Origin of the sequence: Devosia marina, assembly GCF_009758415.1 — a bacterium.
Taxonomy (GTDB): domain Bacteria; phylum Pseudomonadota; class Alphaproteobacteria; order Rhizobiales; family Devosiaceae; genus Devosia; species Devosia marina.
In genome coordinates, this window is the sequence record NZ_WQRF01000001.1 from 388444 (window position 1) to 405909 (window position 17466).

17 protein-coding genes are annotated in these 17466 nt (G+C 63.0%); 8 read left to right on the plus strand and 9 right to left on the minus strand.

Going from position 1 to position 17466, the window contains the following annotated elements; all coding sequences use genetic code 11:
* The first annotated feature begins 11 nt into the window (after positions 1 to 11).
* The 3 genes from GO014_RS01760 to GO014_RS01770 all read left to right on the plus strand — a co-directional run bounded on the left by GO014_RS01760 (position 12) and on the right by GO014_RS01770 (position 2922).
* A complete protein-coding gene (locus GO014_RS01760) occupies positions 12 to 878 on the plus strand; it encodes a YicC/YloC family endoribonuclease (protein WP_157289772.1) in 867 nt (288 codons plus the stop codon).
* A 10-nt stretch (positions 879 to 888) separates the two neighbouring features.
* Positions 889 to 1527, plus strand: a complete 639-nt coding sequence (gene gmk / locus GO014_RS01765) for a guanylate kinase (RefSeq protein ID WP_246204348.1) — start codon at positions 889 to 891, stop codon at positions 1525 to 1527.
* Between the two features lie 165 nt (positions 1528 to 1692).
* The gene (locus tag GO014_RS01770) at positions 1693 to 2922 is read left to right on the plus strand and encodes an MFS transporter (RefSeq protein WP_157288880.1); all 1230 of its coding nucleotides are present in this window, start codon (positions 1693 to 1695) and stop codon (positions 2920 to 2922) included.
* Between the two features lie 11 nt (positions 2923 to 2933).
* Here the strand turns inward: GO014_RS01770 and rsmA are convergent, their stop codons facing one another.
* The 5 genes from rsmA to GO014_RS01795 all read right to left on the minus strand — a co-directional run bounded on the left by rsmA (position 2934) and on the right by GO014_RS01795 (position 8003).
* A complete protein-coding gene (gene rsmA, locus GO014_RS01775; RefSeq protein ID WP_157288881.1) occupies positions 2934 to 3785 on the minus strand; it encodes a 16S rRNA (adenine(1518)-N(6)/adenine(1519)-N(6))-dimethyltransferase RsmA in 852 nt (283 codons plus the stop codon).
* Positions 3782 to 4783 carry a 4-hydroxythreonine-4-phosphate dehydrogenase PdxA gene (pdxA, locus tag GO014_RS01780; RefSeq protein ID WP_157288882.1) on the minus strand — a complete coding sequence of 334 codons (1002 nt, stop codon included), beginning with the start codon at positions 4781 to 4783 and terminating at the stop codon, positions 3782 to 3784. Before pdxA ends, rsmA begins: the two co-directional genes overlap by 4 nt.
* Positions 4784 to 4874: 91 nt before the next feature.
* Positions 4875 to 5765, minus strand: a complete 891-nt coding sequence (locus tag GO014_RS01785; protein ID WP_157288883.1) for a peptidylprolyl isomerase — start codon at positions 5763 to 5765, stop codon at positions 4875 to 4877.
* A 100-nt stretch (positions 5766 to 5865) separates the two neighbouring features.
* Positions 5866 to 6939 (minus strand): LptF/LptG family permease, encoded by a 1074-nt coding sequence (locus tag GO014_RS01790; protein WP_157288884.1) that lies wholly within the window; start codon positions 6937 to 6939, stop codon positions 5866 to 5868.
* Complete coding sequence (locus GO014_RS01795; RefSeq protein WP_157288885.1) at positions 6936 to 8003, minus strand: LptF/LptG family permease; 1068 nt, start codon at positions 8001 to 8003, stop codon at positions 6936 to 6938. The genes GO014_RS01790 and GO014_RS01795 overlap by 4 nt, the downstream gene beginning before the upstream one ends.
* A gap of 172 nt (positions 8004 to 8175) precedes the next feature.
* Between GO014_RS01795 and GO014_RS01800 the strand changes: the two genes are divergently transcribed.
* Together GO014_RS01800 and GO014_RS01805 are read left to right on the plus strand one after the other, a co-directional pair.
* The gene (locus tag GO014_RS01800) at positions 8176 to 8631 is read left to right on the plus strand and encodes a DNA polymerase III subunit chi (RefSeq protein WP_157288886.1); all 456 of its coding nucleotides are present in this window, start codon (positions 8176 to 8178) and stop codon (positions 8629 to 8631) included.
* Positions 8628 to 9245, plus strand: a complete 618-nt coding sequence (locus tag GO014_RS01805; protein WP_157288887.1) for a YitT family protein — start codon at positions 8628 to 8630, stop codon at positions 9243 to 9245. The genes GO014_RS01800 and GO014_RS01805 overlap by 4 nt, the downstream gene beginning before the upstream one ends.
* Before the next feature lie 15 nt (positions 9246 to 9260).
* On the opposite strand, the gene GO014_RS01810 is transcribed toward GO014_RS01805, so the two are convergent.
* The 3 genes from GO014_RS01810 to GO014_RS01820 form a co-directional block, all read right to left on the minus strand.
* A complete protein-coding gene (locus tag GO014_RS01810) occupies positions 9261 to 10100 on the minus strand; it encodes a DUF4344 domain-containing metallopeptidase (RefSeq protein ID WP_157288888.1) in 840 nt (279 codons plus the stop codon).
* A gap of 48 nt (positions 10101 to 10148) precedes the next feature.
* On the minus strand, positions 10149 to 10955 hold the full coding sequence (locus tag GO014_RS01815; protein ID WP_157288889.1) for a DUF4344 domain-containing metallopeptidase: 807 nt from the start codon (positions 10953 to 10955) through the stop codon (positions 10149 to 10151).
* 112 nt (positions 10956 to 11067) lie between these two features.
* Positions 11068 to 12942 carry an ABC-F family ATP-binding cassette domain-containing protein gene (locus tag GO014_RS01820; protein ID WP_157288890.1) on the minus strand — a complete coding sequence of 625 codons (1875 nt, stop codon included), beginning with the start codon at positions 12940 to 12942 and terminating at the stop codon, positions 11068 to 11070.
* 95 nt (positions 12943 to 13037) lie between these two features.
* Here GO014_RS01820 and GO014_RS01825 point away from each other — a divergent pair, with 95 nt between their 5' ends.
* From GO014_RS01825 to GO014_RS01835, 3 genes are all read left to right on the plus strand, one after another.
* Entirely contained in the window at positions 13038 to 13445 is a 408-nt protein-coding gene (locus tag GO014_RS01825) for a hypothetical protein (RefSeq protein WP_157288891.1), read from the plus strand.
* Positions 13446 to 13533: 88 nt separating this feature from the next.
* Positions 13534 to 13956, plus strand: coding sequence for a nucleoside-diphosphate kinase (gene ndk / locus GO014_RS01830; RefSeq protein WP_104894660.1), 423 nt, complete (start codon positions 13534 to 13536; stop codon positions 13954 to 13956).
* A gap of 285 nt (positions 13957 to 14241) precedes the next feature.
* Positions 14242 to 16197, plus strand: coding sequence for a DEAD/DEAH box helicase (locus GO014_RS01835; protein WP_157288892.1), 1956 nt, complete (start codon positions 14242 to 14244; stop codon positions 16195 to 16197).
* On the opposite strand, the gene GO014_RS19470 is transcribed toward GO014_RS01835, so the two are convergent.
* Entirely contained in the window at positions 16194 to 17411 is a 1218-nt protein-coding gene (locus tag GO014_RS19470; protein WP_157288893.1) for an MFS transporter, read from the minus strand. The genes GO014_RS01835 and GO014_RS19470 overlap by 4 nt on opposite strands.
* Positions 17412 to 17466 lie beyond the last annotated feature (55 nt).

Below are 17466 nucleotides of genomic sequence, written 5' to 3' on the forward strand. Positions count from 1 at the left end.
CGCTCGCCAGCATGACGGGCTTTGCCCGAGCGGAGCGGCAGCTTGGCGACATGCGGCTCCGGGTCGAGCTGAAATCGGTCAATAGCCGCGGGCTCGATTTGCGCCTGCGGCTCGGGCCCGGGCTGGATGCCCTCGAAATTCCCCTGCGCCAATTGCTGTCCAGATCACTGGCGCGCGGCGCCATTAATCTTGTGCTGACGCTGGATCGTAGCGCAGGCGCCGGGGCGGTTCGACTCAATCAGCAGGCTCTGGCCGGCGTACTGGCTGCCATCGCGCAAGTCCGGCAACAGGTCACGACAGACCTGCCGCGGCCGGAGGGCATTCTCGCCTTGCCCGGCGTGCTCGAAACCGGCGAGGAGGCGGGGGAGATCGATGAAGACCAGCAGACAGAGCTGGTCCTGGACTGTGCCCGGCAGGCGCTCGTATCCCTGCAGGCGGCGCGCCGGCAGGAAGGAGCCGAGATCGCGGCGGTGCTGCTGAGCCATCTCGATACGATTGCCGATCTGGTGGTCCGCGCTGAGGCTCACCCGTCCCGCGATCGCGCCAAAATAGAGGCCAGGCTGCGCGAGCAGATCGCGGCACTGAGGGACGACGCCAGCCTGCCGCAGGACCGGCTGGCACAGGAGGCGCTGCTGCTGGCCACCAAGGCTGACATTCAGGAAGAACTGGATCGGCTGCGCGCCCATATAGCCGCCGCGCGCAAGCTGATCGGGGACGGCGGTGCGGTGGGCCGCCGGCTCGATTTTCTGGCCCAGGAGTTCAATCGTGAGGCCAACACGCTTTGCGCCAAGGCAAACGCAGTGGAGCTGACGGCCATCGGTCTTGACCTCAAGGCGGCGATCGATCAACTACGCGAACAGGTTCAAAACGTCGAATAGAGTGGGTCAGATGGATTTTCAGCGCCGCGGCGTCATGCTGGTGATTGCCTCTCCGTCAGGCGCTGGGAAATCATCGATTTCGCGCTCACTGTTTCAGCAGGACCCCAATATCCGCCTGTCAGTCTCGGTGACCACGCGTGCCCGCCGCAGCGACGAGGTGGACGGCACGCATTACCATTTTATCGACGTGCCCACCTTCAAGCGCATGCAGGCCGATGACGGACTGCTCGAATCCGCTGAGGTGCATGGCAATTTCTACGGCACGCCGCGCGCCCAGGTGGAAGAGCAGCTTACGGCAGGTAACGACATTCTCTTCGATGTCGATTATCAAGGCACCCTGCAGCTCTATGAGAAATGCCGCCAAGATATGGTAACGGTGTTCATACTCCCGCCTACAATTGAGGAGTTGCGGGCCCGGCTTGAGCGTCGCGCGCAGGATAGCGTGGGCACCATTGAGAAGCGCCTGCGCAATGCCCGCATCGAACTCGATCACGCGGGTGAATACGAATATGTCATCATCAACCGCGATTTGGAGCAGTCTGTCCAAAACGTCCGCTCGATCCTCGCGGCGGCCCGTCTCAAGCGCGAGCGTCAAACCAATTTTGAGAGCTTCGTCAAGGGCTTGCAAAGTCAGATCGATTCTCTTTGATCCGTGCCTAAGGGCAAATTCGCTCCACCGGAGCGAATTTGGCTGAAAAGGCCATGAGAGCTATGCTCGAATGGCGGGCGCTTGCCACAAAGCCGATCCAAAACTCAGCAGTCGGGCGGCAATCTCGGGATTTGTGATGCTGATGCTGAATTGCCGTTGCGCCCCATGACCGCCCCCGCCATCCAGCGCGGCACAGCCGAATTTGTCCGCGCCAATATCGCTTTCTTCCTCGCCGCTTTTTCGGTCTTCGCATCGCTCTATTCGGTGCAGCCGCTGCTGCCCATGTTCGCGCAATATTGGGTGCGCGATGCGGGCACCGCTTCGCTGGCGCTATCAGCCACCACGGCCACCATGGCGCTGGCATTGATCCCGGCCAGCATGCTGGCCGACCGGCTCGGACGGCGGCGGCTGATCGTCGGTGCCCTGCTGGCAACGGCCATTCTGGGCGCATTGCTGCCCTTCACCCAAGTATGGTGGCAGCTCATCACCCTGCGCACATTGATGGGCCTGACCCTGGCCGGTGTGCCGGCGGTTGCCATGGTCTATCTATCCGAGGAAATGGACCCGGAGGCGCTGGGCTATTCCATGGGGCTCTACATTGGCGGCACCGCGATTGGTGGCATGGCCGGGCGCGTCATCTCCGGCGTTCTGTCGGACTGGCTGGGCTGGCGCCTGGGCACCGGCATACTGGCCAGCCTCATCGTGGCCGCAGCCATCGCCGTTGCTGTCCTGCTGCCCCGGCCACGTCATTTCGTGCGCGATCCGATCCGGCTGCCGGACCTCTGGCGCCGCTGCCGGGCCAGTTTTGACGATGCGGCGCTGCCCTGGCTATTTGCCAGTTCCTTCCTGCTGATGGGCGGATTTGTCACGCTCTACAATTATGCCGGCTTCCGCCTGGCCCTGCCACCATTCGACCTCAGCCACGCTGCCATCGCTGCGATCTTTCTTGTGTACCTGCTGGGTGGCGTCAGCTCGACCTGGGCAGGGGGTCTGTCGCAGCGTCTGGGGCGAAGAAAGGTGTTCTGGGCGCTGGTAGCGCTGATGGGGACGGGCATGGCTGTCACGATGATCGAGGATACCATTGTCATCATCATTGGTCTGGCCATTGCGACAACGGGATTTTTCGCAGCGCATGGTGTTGCCAGCGCCTGGGTCACCCGCCGCGCCAGGATTGGCAAGGCGCAGGCCTCGGCCATCTATCTGGTGGCCTATTACCTCGGTGCCTCGATCCTGGGCACGCTGGGTGGCTATGCCTGGACGGCCTGGGCCTGGCCCGGTGTCATGCTGGTCAGCGGCGGCGCGGCGATATTGGCGCTGCTGGTGGCCATCAGGCTGATCTTCGTGACGCCCTTGCCGGTGCCGGAAAAGCCCGCAGTGCCATCGCCTCTCCTCTGAAGGGCGGAGAGTTAGCCTTCCGCTCTTAACCCCGGCAAAGCCCGCGCCATGGCGAGGAAGGCTTCGATGGGCAGGGTTTCGGCCCGTTCGTCGCCCTTGAGGTCTGCAGCGGCCAGCAGGGCCTCCACCGGCACGCCGAGCGATTTCAGCGACTGCCGCACCATTTTGCGGCGCTGGCCGAAGGCGGCCTTGGTCACCTGTTCGACCAGCCTGACCGGCAATCCCTCTTCGACGGGCTTGGGCACGATGTGCACCACGGCCGAAGTGACGCTGGGCGGCGGCACGAAAGCCTGCTTGCCGACATTGAAGGCGATGCGGGCGTCAGCCCGCCAGCCGGCCAGGACGCCGAGGCGCCCATAGTGATTGTCGCCGGGCCGGGCCACGATCCGCTCGGCCACCTCACGCTGGAACATCAGCGTCAGGCTTTCGAAAAAGGGCGGCCATGGCTCCATGGTCAGCCAGCCGGTGAGAAGCTGGGTGCCGATATTATAGGGCAGATTGGCGACGATCCGCGTCGGACCGTCAGCCAGCAGGCGATAGTCCATCTCCATGGCATCGCCGCCAATCACGGTCAGCCGACCTGGATAGGCGTCGGACACTTCGGCCAGGGCCGGCAGGGCGCGCGCGTCGCGCTCAATGGCGATGACCTCGCGGGTCCCTTCGGCGAGCAGGGCACGGGTCAGCCCGCCGGGGCCGGGACCAACCTCAATCACCCGCACGCCTTCGAGTGAGCCGCCGACACGGGCGATGCGCGCGGTCAGGTTGAGATCGAGCAGGAAATTCTGCCCCAACTCCTTTTTGGCGCGCAGGCCGTGGGCGTTGATGACCTCGCGCAGCGGGGGAAGGTTATCGATCTGGCTCATGTTTTGGGGGCCGTCATGGTATGCGCCATGGCCAGGGCCGCGGCAAAACTGGAAACAGAGGCCTTGCCGGTGCCGGCCAGGTCGAATGCGGTGCCGTGGTCGGGCGAGGTGCGCACGATGGGTAGGCCGAGCGTGACATTGACGCCGGCATCGAAGGCCACGGTCTTGATCGGGATCAACGCCTGATCGTGATACATGGCCAGCACCGCATCATATTGCCGCCAATGTGGCGGATGAAACAGCGTGTCCGCGGGCAGCGGGCCGACAACCTCTATGCCATCGGCCACCGCGTCGGCAATGGCCGGCGCGATGATCTCCACGTCTTCGCGGCCGATCGAGCCGCCCTCGCCGGCATGGGGGTTGAGCCCTGCCACCGCGATGCGGGGATTTTCAATATGAAATCGCTGCCGCAGATCATGGGCCATCACCCGCAGCGTATCGAGGATCAGCTTGCGGCTGATCAGCCCCGGCACATCCTTGATCGGTACGTGAATGGTCAGCGGCACGGCGCGCAGATCTTCATGCGCCAGCATCATCACCGGTAGCCGAGGCTTGCTGCCCATGGCGCAAAGATCGGCCAGAAATTCGGTATGGCCGGGATATCGGAACCCGGCATGGTAGAGCGCACCCTTGTGAATGGGGGCCGTCACAACCCCCCGGCAATGTCCCGTCATGGCCGCCTGCACGGCTTCGGAGATGGCATTGATGACGACGGGGGCGGCGTGTTCATCGGCTACGCCGGGCAGGTCGGCCACCATGCCCTCGATATGCGCCACGGGCAGTGCCCGCGCAAACGTCTCGGCAGCGGCGTCAGCTCCGACGGCCTCAATCGCGATCTCAAGGCCCAGGCGCTGGGCGCGGGCCTTGAGAAAATTGGTGTGTCCGTAAACCACGAAGGGGGTGAGGTTGAGGGCCTGGCGGCGCGCATAAAGCGCCAGGATCAGGTCGGGGCCGATACCAGCCGGTTCCCCCATTGTGACGGCCAAAGGCGCAGTCATGCTGTCCCCCAAAGGCGAGGCGGCCGCAAGACAGTGCGGCCGCGAAATGGCCCCCGGAATGGGCCGCTATTCTGAGCAGGCCGCGATGCGCCTACTGGTAGAAGATCTTGGCCTGGCTGCGCAGGCGTTCGAGATAGGCCTCGGCTTCCTTGGCCAGGGCGTCGCCGCCGACATCCTCGCGCAGCCCGCCCTTGACGAAGGTCAGGTCTTCGGCTTGCACCTTTTCGCAGATGGCCAGCATGGACAGGCCCGCCTCGATCGCACGCGGCTTGCTGATGCCCCCCACATTGAGGCCGGCCAGTTCCCGGGCAATCGCATCGGGCATCTGCGTGGCGTGGCGGCGGCCGATATCGACGACGGCGACGTCGGTATAGGCCAGCGAGAGTTCGACAGCCGTATCGCAGCCGGCAAAGCTTGAGCGAAAACGATTGGCCTGGCCGGACCGGCCACTGCCACCCACAAAGATCACTTCCTTGAGGATATAGTCGAAGTTCTGGAAATCGGCGATCTGCTCGGCCGCGCGCTGGTCCAGTTCAAGCTCGGAAATCTGCACCTGCGGGGTGATGGCGGCTTCGGTTACGGCATTCCATGCAATGGCAGCGCGCAGGCGATCCTGCAGCGTCTGGGAGCTGACGCCGCCCTGTTCCAGCATCTGGGTCAGCCGGTCGCGGCTGACATTGAGATTGCGGGCAATCTGGAGGAATGCGTCGTCGACCTGCGCATTGGACACATTGATGCCCAACCGCTTGGCCTCCTGGATTTGAATGGCCTCGGTTATCAATTGCTGGGTCGCGCCGCTGCGGCCGGTATTGTTGCCTTCCATGCGGAAGAGGCGCAGGCGCTGATCAACCTGAATATCGCTGATTGGCTCGCCATTGACCGTCACCACGGTCGCCGCCACGGCGGGGGCAATGCCACCCAGGGTCAGGGCAAGTCCGATGAACATCGCGCCGAGGGCGCGCCGAAATTCAGCAAAGGTCATGGTCAGGTCCGCTTGTCTTGTGACGCCTTCAATGCGGCGTCAGAGCCAGTCTTGTCAATTGGGCGATGATTGAGGCCAAAATCGGAACGGCCCGAACCGGTCAGGTCCAGCCATCCTCCTTGCGGAGCAACACTGTTACACCGATGACGATGGCGACAAGGGCAGGGCCTATGGCCGCAAACAGCGGGTCCAGCACGCCGGTCGCGCCAGCCCGGTCTGCCATTTCGGTGATGATGAAGACGACAAAGCCGAGCACAATGCCATAGAGCACGGCCGGCCCGATCTGCGCGTGCCGGCTATAGCCGGCGGTAAAGGCAAAGCCGATCAGCAGGGAACCGGTCAGCACCAGCGGCAGGGCCAGCAGCTTGATCAGCCTCATCGAGGTCGAAGCATAAATCGAGGGATCGCTGACCCCTCGCTGCAGCAATTGGGCCAGCTCGAAAAATGTCATGTCTTCAGTCGAGGCCAGTTTGAGGCTGATTTCGGCCGCAGTGGAGCGGGTCGGCACGCGCAGATCACGCATGATCCGCAACGGGCCATCGGGCGTGCGCACGCTGGCTTCGGGAAAGTTCCAGAATCCGCCTTCGAGCATGGCTTCATCTGCTTCGATGCGCGGCGTTTCGCTGGGGCCCAAATGAAACAGCGTCACATCTGCCAGCCTTGAGCCGCCCTGCGACATACCGCGCCCCATCAAAACATAGTGTACCCCATCGCCGCGCTGCTCCAGCCAGACCTCGCCCGGCGGGGTCAACTGCGTCACCTGTCCAGGCGGGGTCGGGGCCAGGTCGCGGTTGATCGTGGTGCTGATGGTCTCCGCCCCAAGGGCTATCACCAGGCTGGCGACGAACAGCACGGCCACAGGCGCGCGCAGCACGCGCCAGATCGAGAGGCCACTGGCCTTGATCACCGTCAGTTCGTGTCGCATCTTGAGGTCGACCAGCCCCAAAATGGTGCCCATCAACACGGTCACGGGCAGGGTCTTGATGGTCCAGCGCACCGCGCTCATAGCCACCATGACAATGGCCATATGCACGCCGCGCTCGTCGGCCACATGGCTGAACCGCCAAGTGTCGAGCGATTCCACCAGCGCGATCAGCCCGTAAAAGATGAACACCGTGGCGGCGATGCGGCTGGTGAGTCGGGCGACAATGACCCTGTCGATATGGTTGATCATGCCGGTTTCGCCTCCATCGGGCGCCGCGGCCAGAGCCGCAGGAGGAGGATGACGCTGCCAGCCAGGATCAGCAGGATCGCGCCTGTGCCGCTGCCAAGCGGGCTATAGGCGCTGATGCCGCGCTCGCCAAATGCCACGAGCATCACAAATGCCTCGAGTGGCAGCTTGATGCGCATGCGGTTGCCGCTGGGAAAGCCGGCCAGCGCCACGACCAGCAGGACCAGTCCCAGCACGCGCAGCCCCTCGGCAGAACGGTCGAGCAGGCGTTTGACGATTTCGGGCGACCAGCCGGTTTCGAGCGCCTGGGCGATCAGGCCGAAACTGTCGGTCTCCGAGAGCACATCGATATAGGCGACCTGCTGGGCCAGGCTTTCAACGCTCACGTCATAGCGGGAAAACCTGATCTCCGAATAGCGGCCATCGGCCTCGGTGTGCTGCAGCGTGCCCTCGCGCAATTCGAGCACATAATCTTCGCCAACGCTGACCACGCGGGCAGAGGCTGCGATATAAGTGCGGCGCGTCTCGGGATCGCGCCGGTCATCGGCAAAGAACTCGGTGATTTCCCCGCCATCGGCGCGTCCGCCGATCAGCAACACCACGCCGGGCGTGACCTGGGTGAACCTGTTCGGCTTGAGCGTCGAGCTGACAAGGTCGGCGGCCACTTCCGCCGACAGCCGGTTGAGCTGCTTGTTGGCAAGCGGCTCCACCACATGGGCGAGCAGCAACACCATTGCCACCGCAATGCTGCAGGTCACGATGCTGGCCCGCCAGAGCCCGCTCAGCCCGTTGCTGGTGTGGATGATATGCAGCTCGTGGCTTGTCTGCAGGGCGCTGAGCGCCCGCACCACGCCAATCCCCACGCAGATATAGAAGAAGGACAAGGCCAGCGGCGGCATGGTGTAGAGCGCCTGCAGCGCCAGCGTGCCAAATCCCTGGCCCTTGACCGAGACGACGTCGAAAGAACGCAGGCAATTGACCAGCCAGAGCAGGAAGCACATGATTCCGAACAGGATCAGCGCATCGCTGCCAAACAGGCGCGTCAGATAACTGGTCAGTCGTCTCATATGGGTCCGAAGCTGGCGCCCGCGCAGATTAGCGTGGGATGAATCGCGCCGCACCTTGCGGCAGTTCTTGGTTCGGCACAATCTCCCATACCGTCACAGATGAGCCCTCGCGCATGCCAGCATGGCGCGTGGCGAACTGGTGCCGCCAGCGTGCGGCAGATAATGTGGAGCCATGGCCGAAGTCCTGTTTTATCATCTCGAAACCCGACCGCTCGAGGCGGTCATGCCGCTCCTGCTCGAAAAAACCATCGAGCGGGGTTGGCGCGCCGTTGTCGAGGTCGGTTCGCGCGAACGCGCCGAGGCGCTGGACGCCCATCTTTGGACCTATCGCGATGACAGCTTCCTGGCGCATGGCCTGGCCGGTGAGGAACTGGACGCACAGCAACCCATTCTGATCACCACTGAAACCGGCAATCCCAATGGCGCTAGCGTCCGCTTTTTCGCCGATGGTGCCGTGCCACAATCGGGCGAGGGCTATCAGCGGCTGGTCTATCTGTTCTCGGGTCACGACCCGGCGGCCGTGCAGACGGCGCGCGACGCCTGGAAAGCGCTGCGGGGCGGCTCTGACACCCTGACCTATTGGCAGCAGGACGCCACCGGCCGCTGGGAAAAGAAGGCCGCGGCATGACGCCAGACCTCTCGACGCCGAGCCGGCACAAGCTGCACGAAGATATCTTCGCCATGCTGATCGGCACCATGCTGGTATCTCTGGGCATTGCCTTTTATGTGCAGGTCCAGCTCACCACCGGCAGCAGCGCCGGCCTTGCACTGCTGTTGCAATATATTACCGGCATTCCCTTCGGCTGGCTGTTCTTCGCCATCAACCTGCCATTCTACGCGCTGGCCTGGTGGCGCATGGGCCTGCCCTTTACCCTCAAGACCATCGCCAGCGTGGCCATGGTATCCTATTTCACCAGCCAGATTCCGGGCTGGATCGGCATTGAACGCATCGACCCGCTATTTGCTGCGCTGGTTGGCGGCGGGCTGATGGGGCTGGGCATTCTCTCGCTGTTCCGCCACAAGGCGAGCGTTGGCGGGATCAATATCCTGGCGCTGTTCCTGCAGGAGAATTTCGGCATCCGCGCCGGCTATTTTCAGCTTGGCGTCGACGCGGTGATCCTGATCATCGCCTTTTTCGTGCTGCCCTTTGACCGGGTGATCTATTCTATCCTCGGGGCCTTGGTGCTGAACCTGATTATCGCCCTGAACCACCGTCCAGGGCGATATGTCGGTTTCAGCTAAGGGGCGGTCGCCGGTTCACTCCTGCCCGGTGTCCTCGCCAGTGTCACCCCAGCCGACGATGTCGTAAACGTAGAGATTGAACATCTCGGCAGCCAGTTCATAGCAATAGGTCACTTCGCTGGCGGACGGATCATAATAGGCATTGGCTTCGCCGCACTGCGCGGCCCGGAAGGTTACGGGCTGGGGCAGGGCGTAGGAGCTGGTGATTTCGTTCGCCGCCCGCTCCAGTATGCCCTGTTCCTTGAGCGCGCTGGCAAACTCTTCGTATTCACCAGCGTCATCATAGACGACCTCGATCGGTGCGCTCTTGTTGCCGTTGAGTTCATGCGCGGAAAGCAGGCTACCCCAGGACGCCTGCGCCTGTTCATAGGTATAGGCGCAATTCTCCTGCTGGTCGGGATCGAGCTCATAGATATCCGCCGTTTCCCCGAAATTGTCGGGGTCGGCGCCGACCATCAGGCAGACCATGGCATAGGCCCGCTGGATATCCAGGCTGTGTTCGGAATAGTAGGAGAATTCGTCGACGCCCGAACCGGTGGAATTGACCGCGTTGTAGTACCAGCCATCCGAGGCGTCGATCAGGGCATTGAAGGCGTAGTCCTGATCCTCGTCATTGAGCAACCAGATGGTTGCCAAAGTGTCGACGGCGTCCTCTTCCTTGCCCAGGACAGGCAGGCCCAGTTCGCCCACCAGCATGTGGCCAACTTCATGGTAGATGGTGAACGCTGCGTCGTGCATGGCAAAGGCCATAGCATCGCGCAGAATCACGTTCTCCTCATCCTGCGCCAGAGCGCTGCTGGCGCCGAGTGACACGCACACGGAAATAGCGGCCAGGGCCGCTGCATATCTGTTCATGGTAACCCCCTATGGCAGCGGACCGCCTGTTCCGCCAGACCTCGCCGTTCAGTGCCGGCTGCGCTCTGCCCGCCGATCGAGATGGAGCTGCATGAAGTCCTGCATCAACTCATAGCAGAAGATGATTTCGGTTGTCGCGGGGTCATAAAAGGCGTTGGATTCTCCGCAGCGGCGGGCGGTGAAACGCACCCTGCCGTCAAGCCGATATCCGCGGCGCAATTCGTCGGCCACATCGTCGAAGATGCCACTGCCACGGAAAGCGCGCTCGGCCAGGCGGAGTCGTCTTCCGCCATCGTGGTAGGTCACATTGACGGATGTGCCCGATTGGCCGCCTTCCAGAACCGCATCAAGGCTGCGATTGACCAGCTCATAGTCGAACAGGCAGGTGTGCTGCCGCTCAGAAGGGATGTCATAGGCATTGGCAATGGTGCGAAAGGCCGTGCGGTCGGCGCCGACCATCAGGCAGATGATCTGCATGGCCCTGTGCCGGTCAGGACTATAGCCCGAGGCATAATCGTCCCCGGCGAAATAATTGTCATAGCTTTCCCCGGTGAGCACCCAGCCATCCGCTGCATCTTCCAGCGCCTGGTTCGCTTCGGGTGTGTTTTTCCTGAGCAGGATCCAGGTGGCGATATTGTCGGCCGCGTCTTCTTCCTTGCCCAGTACGGGCAGGGCCAGCTTGTCGATCAGCAGATGCGCAACCTCGTGATAGAGCGTGAACAGGCTGTTATTGACCGCAAAGCGCAGCGTTTCAGCGCGCTCCTGCTTGGTGAGGCCGGACAGGTCCTGGGCCGCAGCAGGCAGGGTGCAGAAGGACAGGATCAGCACGACAATCAAGGCGGACAGACGTGTCATTTCTAGCCTCGGGAAGTTGGGCTCCCAGCAAATGCCAGCATCGCGCGCCCGTCAACAGCCGATGGCCCCAGATGGTGAAGACGCTACTCGCACACGGGGACCTGCTGATCCCTTATGCGCGTTCGGCTTCTTCCAGTTCGGCGCTAAATTCGAGCCAGCTTTCCTCGAGCGCTTCCAGGTCGCTGCTGAACCGGGCCTTGTCCTTGCCCAGGGCGATCAGTCTGTCCGGCGGGCCGTCATAGACCTTGGGGTCGGCAAGCTGGGCCTCGATCTTGTCGATCTCGGTCTTCAGCTGCTTCATCCTGTTTTCGGCGTCGGTAATCTTTTTCTTGAGCGGGGCCAGCTCGGCCCGCCGCGCCGCCGCTTCCTGGCGGGACTGCTTGCGATCATTCACGCCCGGCCCGCCGTTGCCCGACTTGGCGTCCTTGTTCGAAGTGATGCTGCGCTGGTAGCTGTCCAGATCCTCGTCCAGCTCACGGATCGTGCCGTTCTCCGCAATCCAGAGCGTGTCGCAGGTGGCCTCGATCAGATGGCGGTCGTGCGAGATGATCAGCACGGCGCCCTGATAGTCGTTCAGGGCATAAACCAGTGCATCGCGGCTATCGATGTCGAGATGGTTGGTCGGTTCGTCCAGGATCATCATCGAGGGGCCGGAAAATGTGATGAGGCCCATCAGGAGGCGCGCCCGCTCGCCACCGGAGAGGTTCTTGGCCTTGGTGTCCATGCGCGAGGTGGTCAGGCCCATCTGCGCCAGGCGGCTCCGGCGTCTTGCCTCATTGTCGAGCGGCATCAGCGCGGTGACATGTTCCAGCGGCGTCTGCTCGGGCTTGAGCTTGTCCATCTGGTGCTGGGCGAAATGGGCGATATCGAGCTTCTTGTTGATCTTGAGCTGGCCGTCAATCACCGGAATATCGCCCGCCAGCAGCTTGGCAAAGGTCGACTTGCCATTGCCATTGACGCCGATCAGCGCGATGCGCGCATCCGGATCAATGCGCTGGGTGACATTCTTGAGGATCACCGTGTCGCCATAGCCGGTCGAGACCTTGTCCAGCGTGATCATCGGGGTGGGCAGATCCACCTTTGGCTGCTGGAACTGGAACGGGGCGGCATGCTCGTCGAACATGGCCTCGGGCGGCTTGAGCTTTTCGATCATCTTGACGCGCGCCTGCGCCTGCTTGGCCTTGGTGGCCTTGGCCTTGAAGCGGTCGACGAATTTCTGCAGATGCGCGATCTGATCCAGCGTCTTTTCACGGCTCTTGTTGTTGAGCTCCATCTGCATGCGACGGGTTTCTTCGAACGTGTCGTAATTGCCCTTGTAGAAGGTCAGCTTGCGGTGCTCGAGATGCACGATCGAACTAACCGCCTTGTTCAGGAGGTCACGGTCGTGGCTGATGAGAAAGACCGTGTAGGGATAGGTGGCAAGATATTTTTCCAGCCACAGCGTGCCTTCGAGATCGAGATAGTTGGTCGGCTCGTCGAGCAGCAGCAGGTCGGGCTGGCTGAACAGCACTGCGGCCAGGGCGACGCGCATGCGCCAACCGCCGGACAGCTGCCGGGTCGGCGCATTCTGCCGGTCCTGCTCGAACCCCAGACCCTTGAGAATGGATGAAGCGCGCGCCTCGGCGCTATGCGCGTCAATATCGGCAAGGCGCATATGGATTTCGCCAATCCGGTGCGGGTCCGTGGCGGTTTCGGCTTCGGCCAAGAGCGCCGTGCGCTCCTTGTCGGCGGCCAGCACCACCTCAAGCACGGTTTCTTCGCCCGCCGGAGCTTCCTGTGCCACAGCGCCGATACGCGCCTTTTTGTTGACCTCGGTCGACCCGCTATCAGCGCTGATATGTCCTTGGATCAGGTGGAACAGCGTGGTCTTGCCAGTGCCGTTCTTGCCGACAAAGCCGGCCTTGGCGCCATCAGGCAGGACCAGCGAGGCATCTTCGAACAGGGGGCGGCCCTGAATGCGATAGGTCAGGTTATTGATCGTCAGCATGCCACAATCTCGCCGACCCTATAAGCAAGGTCAGCGGTCCATAAAGTCGTTTGCAATGTTGCTGTGCCAATACAGCGCGCCCGAGGAGATGTCTAATGCGCAGGACCATGGCTTCCATTCCGCTAGCGCTGGCCGCGGCCCTATGCGGCGGCGCTGCCCTGGCGCAGGAAGTTGCCAGCTTCACCCATCTATCCGCCTGCCGCATTGATGCCGAAAGGATTCTGCTCAAGGCGACATTTGACGGCGGCGCCTGCTGGGCCGTGGAACCGGCGGGCATGGCCGAGCCGCGCGGCACGATCATGGCAGTGCATTTGCCCACCGTCAGCACCGCCGAGGTCTGCACCATGCAGATCGTGCCGGTCAGCACCGAACAGGTGATCGAGGTCAGCGAGCCGGTCATCGATCTCGATGTGAGCGCGCTCAACCCTGAGAACAATGAAGTGGCCCATGGGGTGGTCGAGGCGAGGAAAGGGCAGGGCGACTGCCTTGAGGCGAGGGGCTGAAAGGCGGCAAGTTGCCGTCTTGCGCCTTACACACTCACCCGCTAAAAGGCGCCACCTTTCCAAACGCATCAAGCAGGAACATACCGCCATGGCGCTCGAACGCACCTTCTCCATCATCAAGCCCGATGCCGTCCGTCGCAACCTGATCGGCAAGATCGTCGCCAAGTTCGAAGAGAACGGCCTGCGCCCCGTCGCCATGAAGAAGATCCACATGACCCGCGAACAGGCCGAAGGCTTCTACGCCGTCCACAAGGAACGCCCCTTCTTCGGTGAACTGGTCGAGCAGATGATTGCCTCGCCGGTTGTCGTGCAGGTCCTGGAAGGCGAAAACGCCATCCTCAAGAACCGCGAAATCATGGGCGCCACCAACCCGGAAAACGCCGCTGAAGGCACCATCCGCAAGGAATTTGCCCTCTCCGTCGGCGAAAACTCCGTGCACGGTTCGGATGCTCCGGAAACCGCCGCCCAGGAAATCAAGTTCTTCTTCTCCGACGACGAAATCGTTGGGTGAGTGCCGACGGCTGGCCTTGGCCAGCCGGCAAATCGCTCCAGCGGAGCGATTTGAGGGACGAACGCCCTGAGCCCCGCGAAGGGCCGGGCCGATGTCTCCGCCACCGAATTCCAGGCCGCCCGCCGGGCGGCCTTTTTGCTTGTTCGTGCTATAAGGCATTGAACACGACCCGGGTCACTCCGCCATAAGGGTGGAACCCCATTGCTAGACACCAATAATCGGTCGGAGCATCCCGCAGCGTCGGGGCACGGCACGCATGGTGTAATCCGCTCCGAAAGAACTGCTTTGTCCCTACCCGATACAATTATTGCCCCCATCGCCCAGGCCCTCGCGGCCAAGGGCTATGACAGCCTCACCCCGGTACAGGCTGCCGTCATTGAAGAAAGCGCGGATGGCCGCGATCTTCTGGTTTCCGCCCAGACCGGCTCGGGCAAGACCGTCGCCTTTGGCATGGCGATCGCTCCGACCCTGCTGGGCGACGACCTCATTCTGCCGGCCCCTGGCGCCCCCCTGGCACTGGTTATTGCGCCGACCCGCGAACTGGCCATGCAGGTCCGCCGCGAGCTCGACTGGCTCTATGCCAATATGCACGCCCAGACCGCCGCTGGTGTTGGCGGCATGGACCAGCGCACTGAGCGCCGGGCGCTTGAACGTGGCGCCCATATCGTCGTCGGTACGCCGGGGCGCCTGCGTGACCACATTACCCGCGGTGTGCTCGACACTTCGGCGCTGCGCGCCGTGGTGCTCGACGAGGCCGATGAAATGCTCGACCTCGGTTTCCGCGAAGACCTCGAATTCATCCTTGATGCTGCGCCAGAAGACCGCCGAACCCTGCTGTTCTCGGCCACCGTGCCCAAGCAGATCGCTGAACTGGCCAAAACGTTCCAGCGGGATGCCTTGCGCATTACCGCCGCCAGTTCCGGCTCGCAGCACGCCGATATCGACTACAAGCTGGTGTCTGTTCCCGCCGCCGAGCGCGAGAACGCCGTCATCAACACTCTGCTCTGGTACGAAAGCACCAACACCATCGTCTTTGCCTCGACTCGCGAAGCGGTGAAACACCTGTCGGCCCGCCTGCACAATCGTGGTTTTGACGTGGTGACCCTGTCGGGTGAATTGAGCCAGGCCGAGCGCACCAGCGCGCTGCAATCCATGCGCGATGGCCGGGCCCGCATCTGCGTGGCCACCGACGTTGCTGCTCGTGGCATTGATCTGCCCAATCTCGACCTGGTCATTCACGCCGACCTGCCGATGAATGCCGAAACGCTGTTGCACCGCTCGGGCCGCACCGGCCGGGCAGGGCGCAAGGGCACCTGCGTGGTCATCGCCCCGGCCCACCGCAAGCGCGTGGCGCTCTCCATACTGCGCACCGCCAAGGTCGATGCCGAAAACATTGCCCCGCCCAGCGCCGCCGATATCGATGCGCGTTACCGCGAACATATCCTTTCGGCCGAGACGCTGAGCGCGCCGGCCAGCGAGGACGAGGCGCCGCTGGTCAGCCAATTGCTCGAGCGCCACAGCGCCGAGGCGATTGCTGCCGCCTATGTGCGTCTGCAACTGGCGGCGCGGCCGGTGCCCGAGGATGTGACCGCGATGGCGCCCGATGACTTCGGCTCGCGCGAGCCGCGCAGCCGCGAGGCGTTTGTTGGCGGCAGCTGGTTCAAGGTCAATCTGGGCCGCAAGCAGCGCGCCGAGCCGCGCTGGCTGCTGCCGATGATCTGCAAGGCCGGCGGCGTGACCAAGTCCGCCATCGGCTCGATCCGCATTTTCGATACCGAGAGCATTTTTGAAATCGCCGCCGACAAGGTCGATGGCTTCCTGCGGTCCCTGGGCAAGAACGGCACCGGCGAAAAGGGCGTGCATATCAACGCCGTTGATGGTCCGGGCGAGCGCTCCGAGCGTCCGCAGGGCAAGCGCCGTCCGCCCGGACCACCGGAAAAATACGATCCGATGAAGGCCCGGCCCGAGCGCGCCGACCGCAAGCAGCGCTATGGCTCTTCCAAACTTCGGGCCGACGACTTCGAGCAGCCCGCAGAGCGTCCGGCCACACGCCCGGCGACCCGGCCCGTGGAGCAGCCCGCAGAACACGTCACCATCCGCCCGGCCAAGTCGGCAAAATCGGCCCCCAAGGACAAGGGCAAGCCGAAATGGTCAAAGCCGGCCGCCGACGGTGAAGCGCGCCCGCCAAAGAAGAAGGCCGCCAAGGCCAAGGACCACAAGAAGAACCGCAGCGAAATCTAGCTGGCCACGGGCTGGGGCCTTAACCGCCCCAGCCGCCCCGGATTGCCACCCAGCATGATGCCCGCGCCAATGACCGCCACGCCGGCCCCGACCATCAGGGCGAAGCGATAGTCCCCGCCCGAGGTCAGCACGCCAAAGGCGGTCGCGCCAAGCAGATTGCCGGCGATGGCGACCACATCCATCAAGGAGGTCGACAGCCCAACCCGGCCTTTGATGGCCTCCTGGATATAGGAGATGTTGATGCTCATCAGCGCTGCCGTGCCCAGGCCGTTGAGGATCAGCAGCCAGTAAAACACCGTCATGTTGGTGAGAGCCGACGCCAGGGCGAGGAAGAGGGCAATCACCAAGCCCGCCGCGGCCAGCAATGTTTCCTTGGTCAGCTTCGTCGTCAGCCAGCCCCAAAACAGCATGCAGGGCACTTCGGCCAGCGCCGTGATGCCCGCGTAAAAGCCGACATCGGTGACCGTGCCATCAAGGTCCGTGACAATGAACAGCGGCACGGTGAAGCTCAGGATCCGCATCGCCATGCTCATCACGATCAATCCCGTCAGCCCGGCCAGCACGCCCAAAGGCAGGGCAAAAGTCGAGAGCAGCGACGCGCCCTCCGCCCGCACCGGCGGCGGGACATGCACATGGGTGGATTTGTCGCTCATCAGCGCCAGGAAAATCCCAGCGACGGCCGCGTAGCTCAGTGATGAGGCCAGATAGACGTCGAAAATGCTGAACTCCGCCGCCACCCAGCCCGCCGCCGGGGGCACGACGACCCAGGCAATGGTGAAGACAGTACGCAGCGCGGTGACCATGAAGTCGGCCCGGCCCGGCATATGCTTTGAATAATAGACCCGGACATAGGCGAAACACTGCGAAAAGCATGTGAAGCCGATTGGCATCAAGAGGGCCATGGCGATGGTGAAGCCGGTTTGCGTGGGCCAGAGATAGATCAGCCCATGGCCAGCCACACCGCCCAACGCTGCGATCAGCACCAGGATGCGGCGGTCCGGCAGCTTATCGGACAAGTAGCCCAGATACAGGGACAGAAACGTCCCCAGCACCGAACCCACCGCCATGATCGTGGCAAACCAGCCCGGCGACATGCCCAGCGTGTCCACCCCGACCAGCGACGCGTAGGGCATGGTGGCGGCGTAAGTAATGCCGGAGAAGAACATGTTGGCGCCCAGCAGGGCGGTCACGGGCATGCGGGCAGACGACGGCATCACTCTCCTCCCAAAGAGACCAGAGAGCTATCGCGGCATGCAGGGAATTGTCTAT

What these genes read in the sequence shown, in the direction of transcription:
- GO014_RS19470 (WP_157288893.1), bottom strand. Translation starts at nt 17,411, where the DNA reads ATGCCGTCGTCTGCCCGCATGCCCGTGACCGCCCTGCTGGGCGCCAAC.
- GO014_RS01785 (WP_157288883.1), bottom strand. Translation starts at nt 5,765, where the DNA reads ATGACCTTTGCTGAATTTCGGCGCGCCCTCGGCGCGATGTTCATCGGA.
- GO014_RS01825 (WP_157288891.1), top strand. Translation starts at nt 13,038, where the DNA reads ATGCGCAGGACCATGGCTTCCATTCCGCTAGCGCTGGCCGCGGCCCTA.
- GO014_RS01800 (WP_157288886.1), top strand. Translation starts at nt 8,176, where the DNA reads ATGGCCGAAGTCCTGTTTTATCATCTCGAAACCCGACCGCTCGAGGCG.
- GO014_RS01790 (WP_157288884.1), bottom strand. Translation starts at nt 6,939, where the DNA reads ATGATCAACCATATCGACAGGGTCATTGTCGCCCGACTCACCAGCCGC.
- GO014_RS01820 (WP_157288890.1), bottom strand. Translation starts at nt 12,942, where the DNA reads ATGCTGACGATCAATAACCTGACCTATCGCATTCAGGGCCGCCCCCTG.
- GO014_RS01815 (WP_157288889.1), bottom strand. Translation starts at nt 10,955, where the DNA reads ATGACACGTCTGTCCGCCTTGATTGTCGTGCTGATCCTGTCCTTCTGC.
- pdxA (WP_157288882.1), bottom strand. Translation starts at nt 4,783, where the DNA reads ATGACTGCGCCTTTGGCCGTCACAATGGGGGAACCGGCTGGTATCGGC.
- gmk (WP_246204348.1), top strand. Translation starts at nt 889, where the DNA reads ATGGATTTTCAGCGCCGCGGCGTCATGCTGGTGATTGCCTCTCCGTCA.
- GO014_RS01810 (WP_157288888.1), bottom strand. Translation starts at nt 10,100, where the DNA reads ATGAACAGATATGCAGCGGCCCTGGCCGCTATTTCCGTGTGCGTGTCA.
- GO014_RS01770 (WP_157288880.1), top strand. Translation starts at nt 1,693, where the DNA reads ATGACCGCCCCCGCCATCCAGCGCGGCACAGCCGAATTTGTCCGCGCC.
- GO014_RS01760 (WP_157289772.1), top strand. Translation starts at nt 12, where the DNA reads ATGACGGGCTTTGCCCGAGCGGAGCGGCAGCTTGGCGACATGCGGCTC.
- rsmA (WP_157288881.1), bottom strand. Translation starts at nt 3,785, where the DNA reads ATGAGCCAGATCGATAACCTTCCCCCGCTGCGCGAGGTCATCAACGCC.
- GO014_RS01805 (WP_157288887.1), top strand. Translation starts at nt 8,628, where the DNA reads ATGACGCCAGACCTCTCGACGCCGAGCCGGCACAAGCTGCACGAAGAT.
- ndk (WP_104894660.1), top strand. Translation starts at nt 13,534, where the DNA reads ATGGCGCTCGAACGCACCTTCTCCATCATCAAGCCCGATGCCGTCCGT.
- GO014_RS01795 (WP_157288885.1), bottom strand. Translation starts at nt 8,003, where the DNA reads ATGAGACGACTGACCAGTTATCTGACGCGCCTGTTTGGCAGCGATGCG.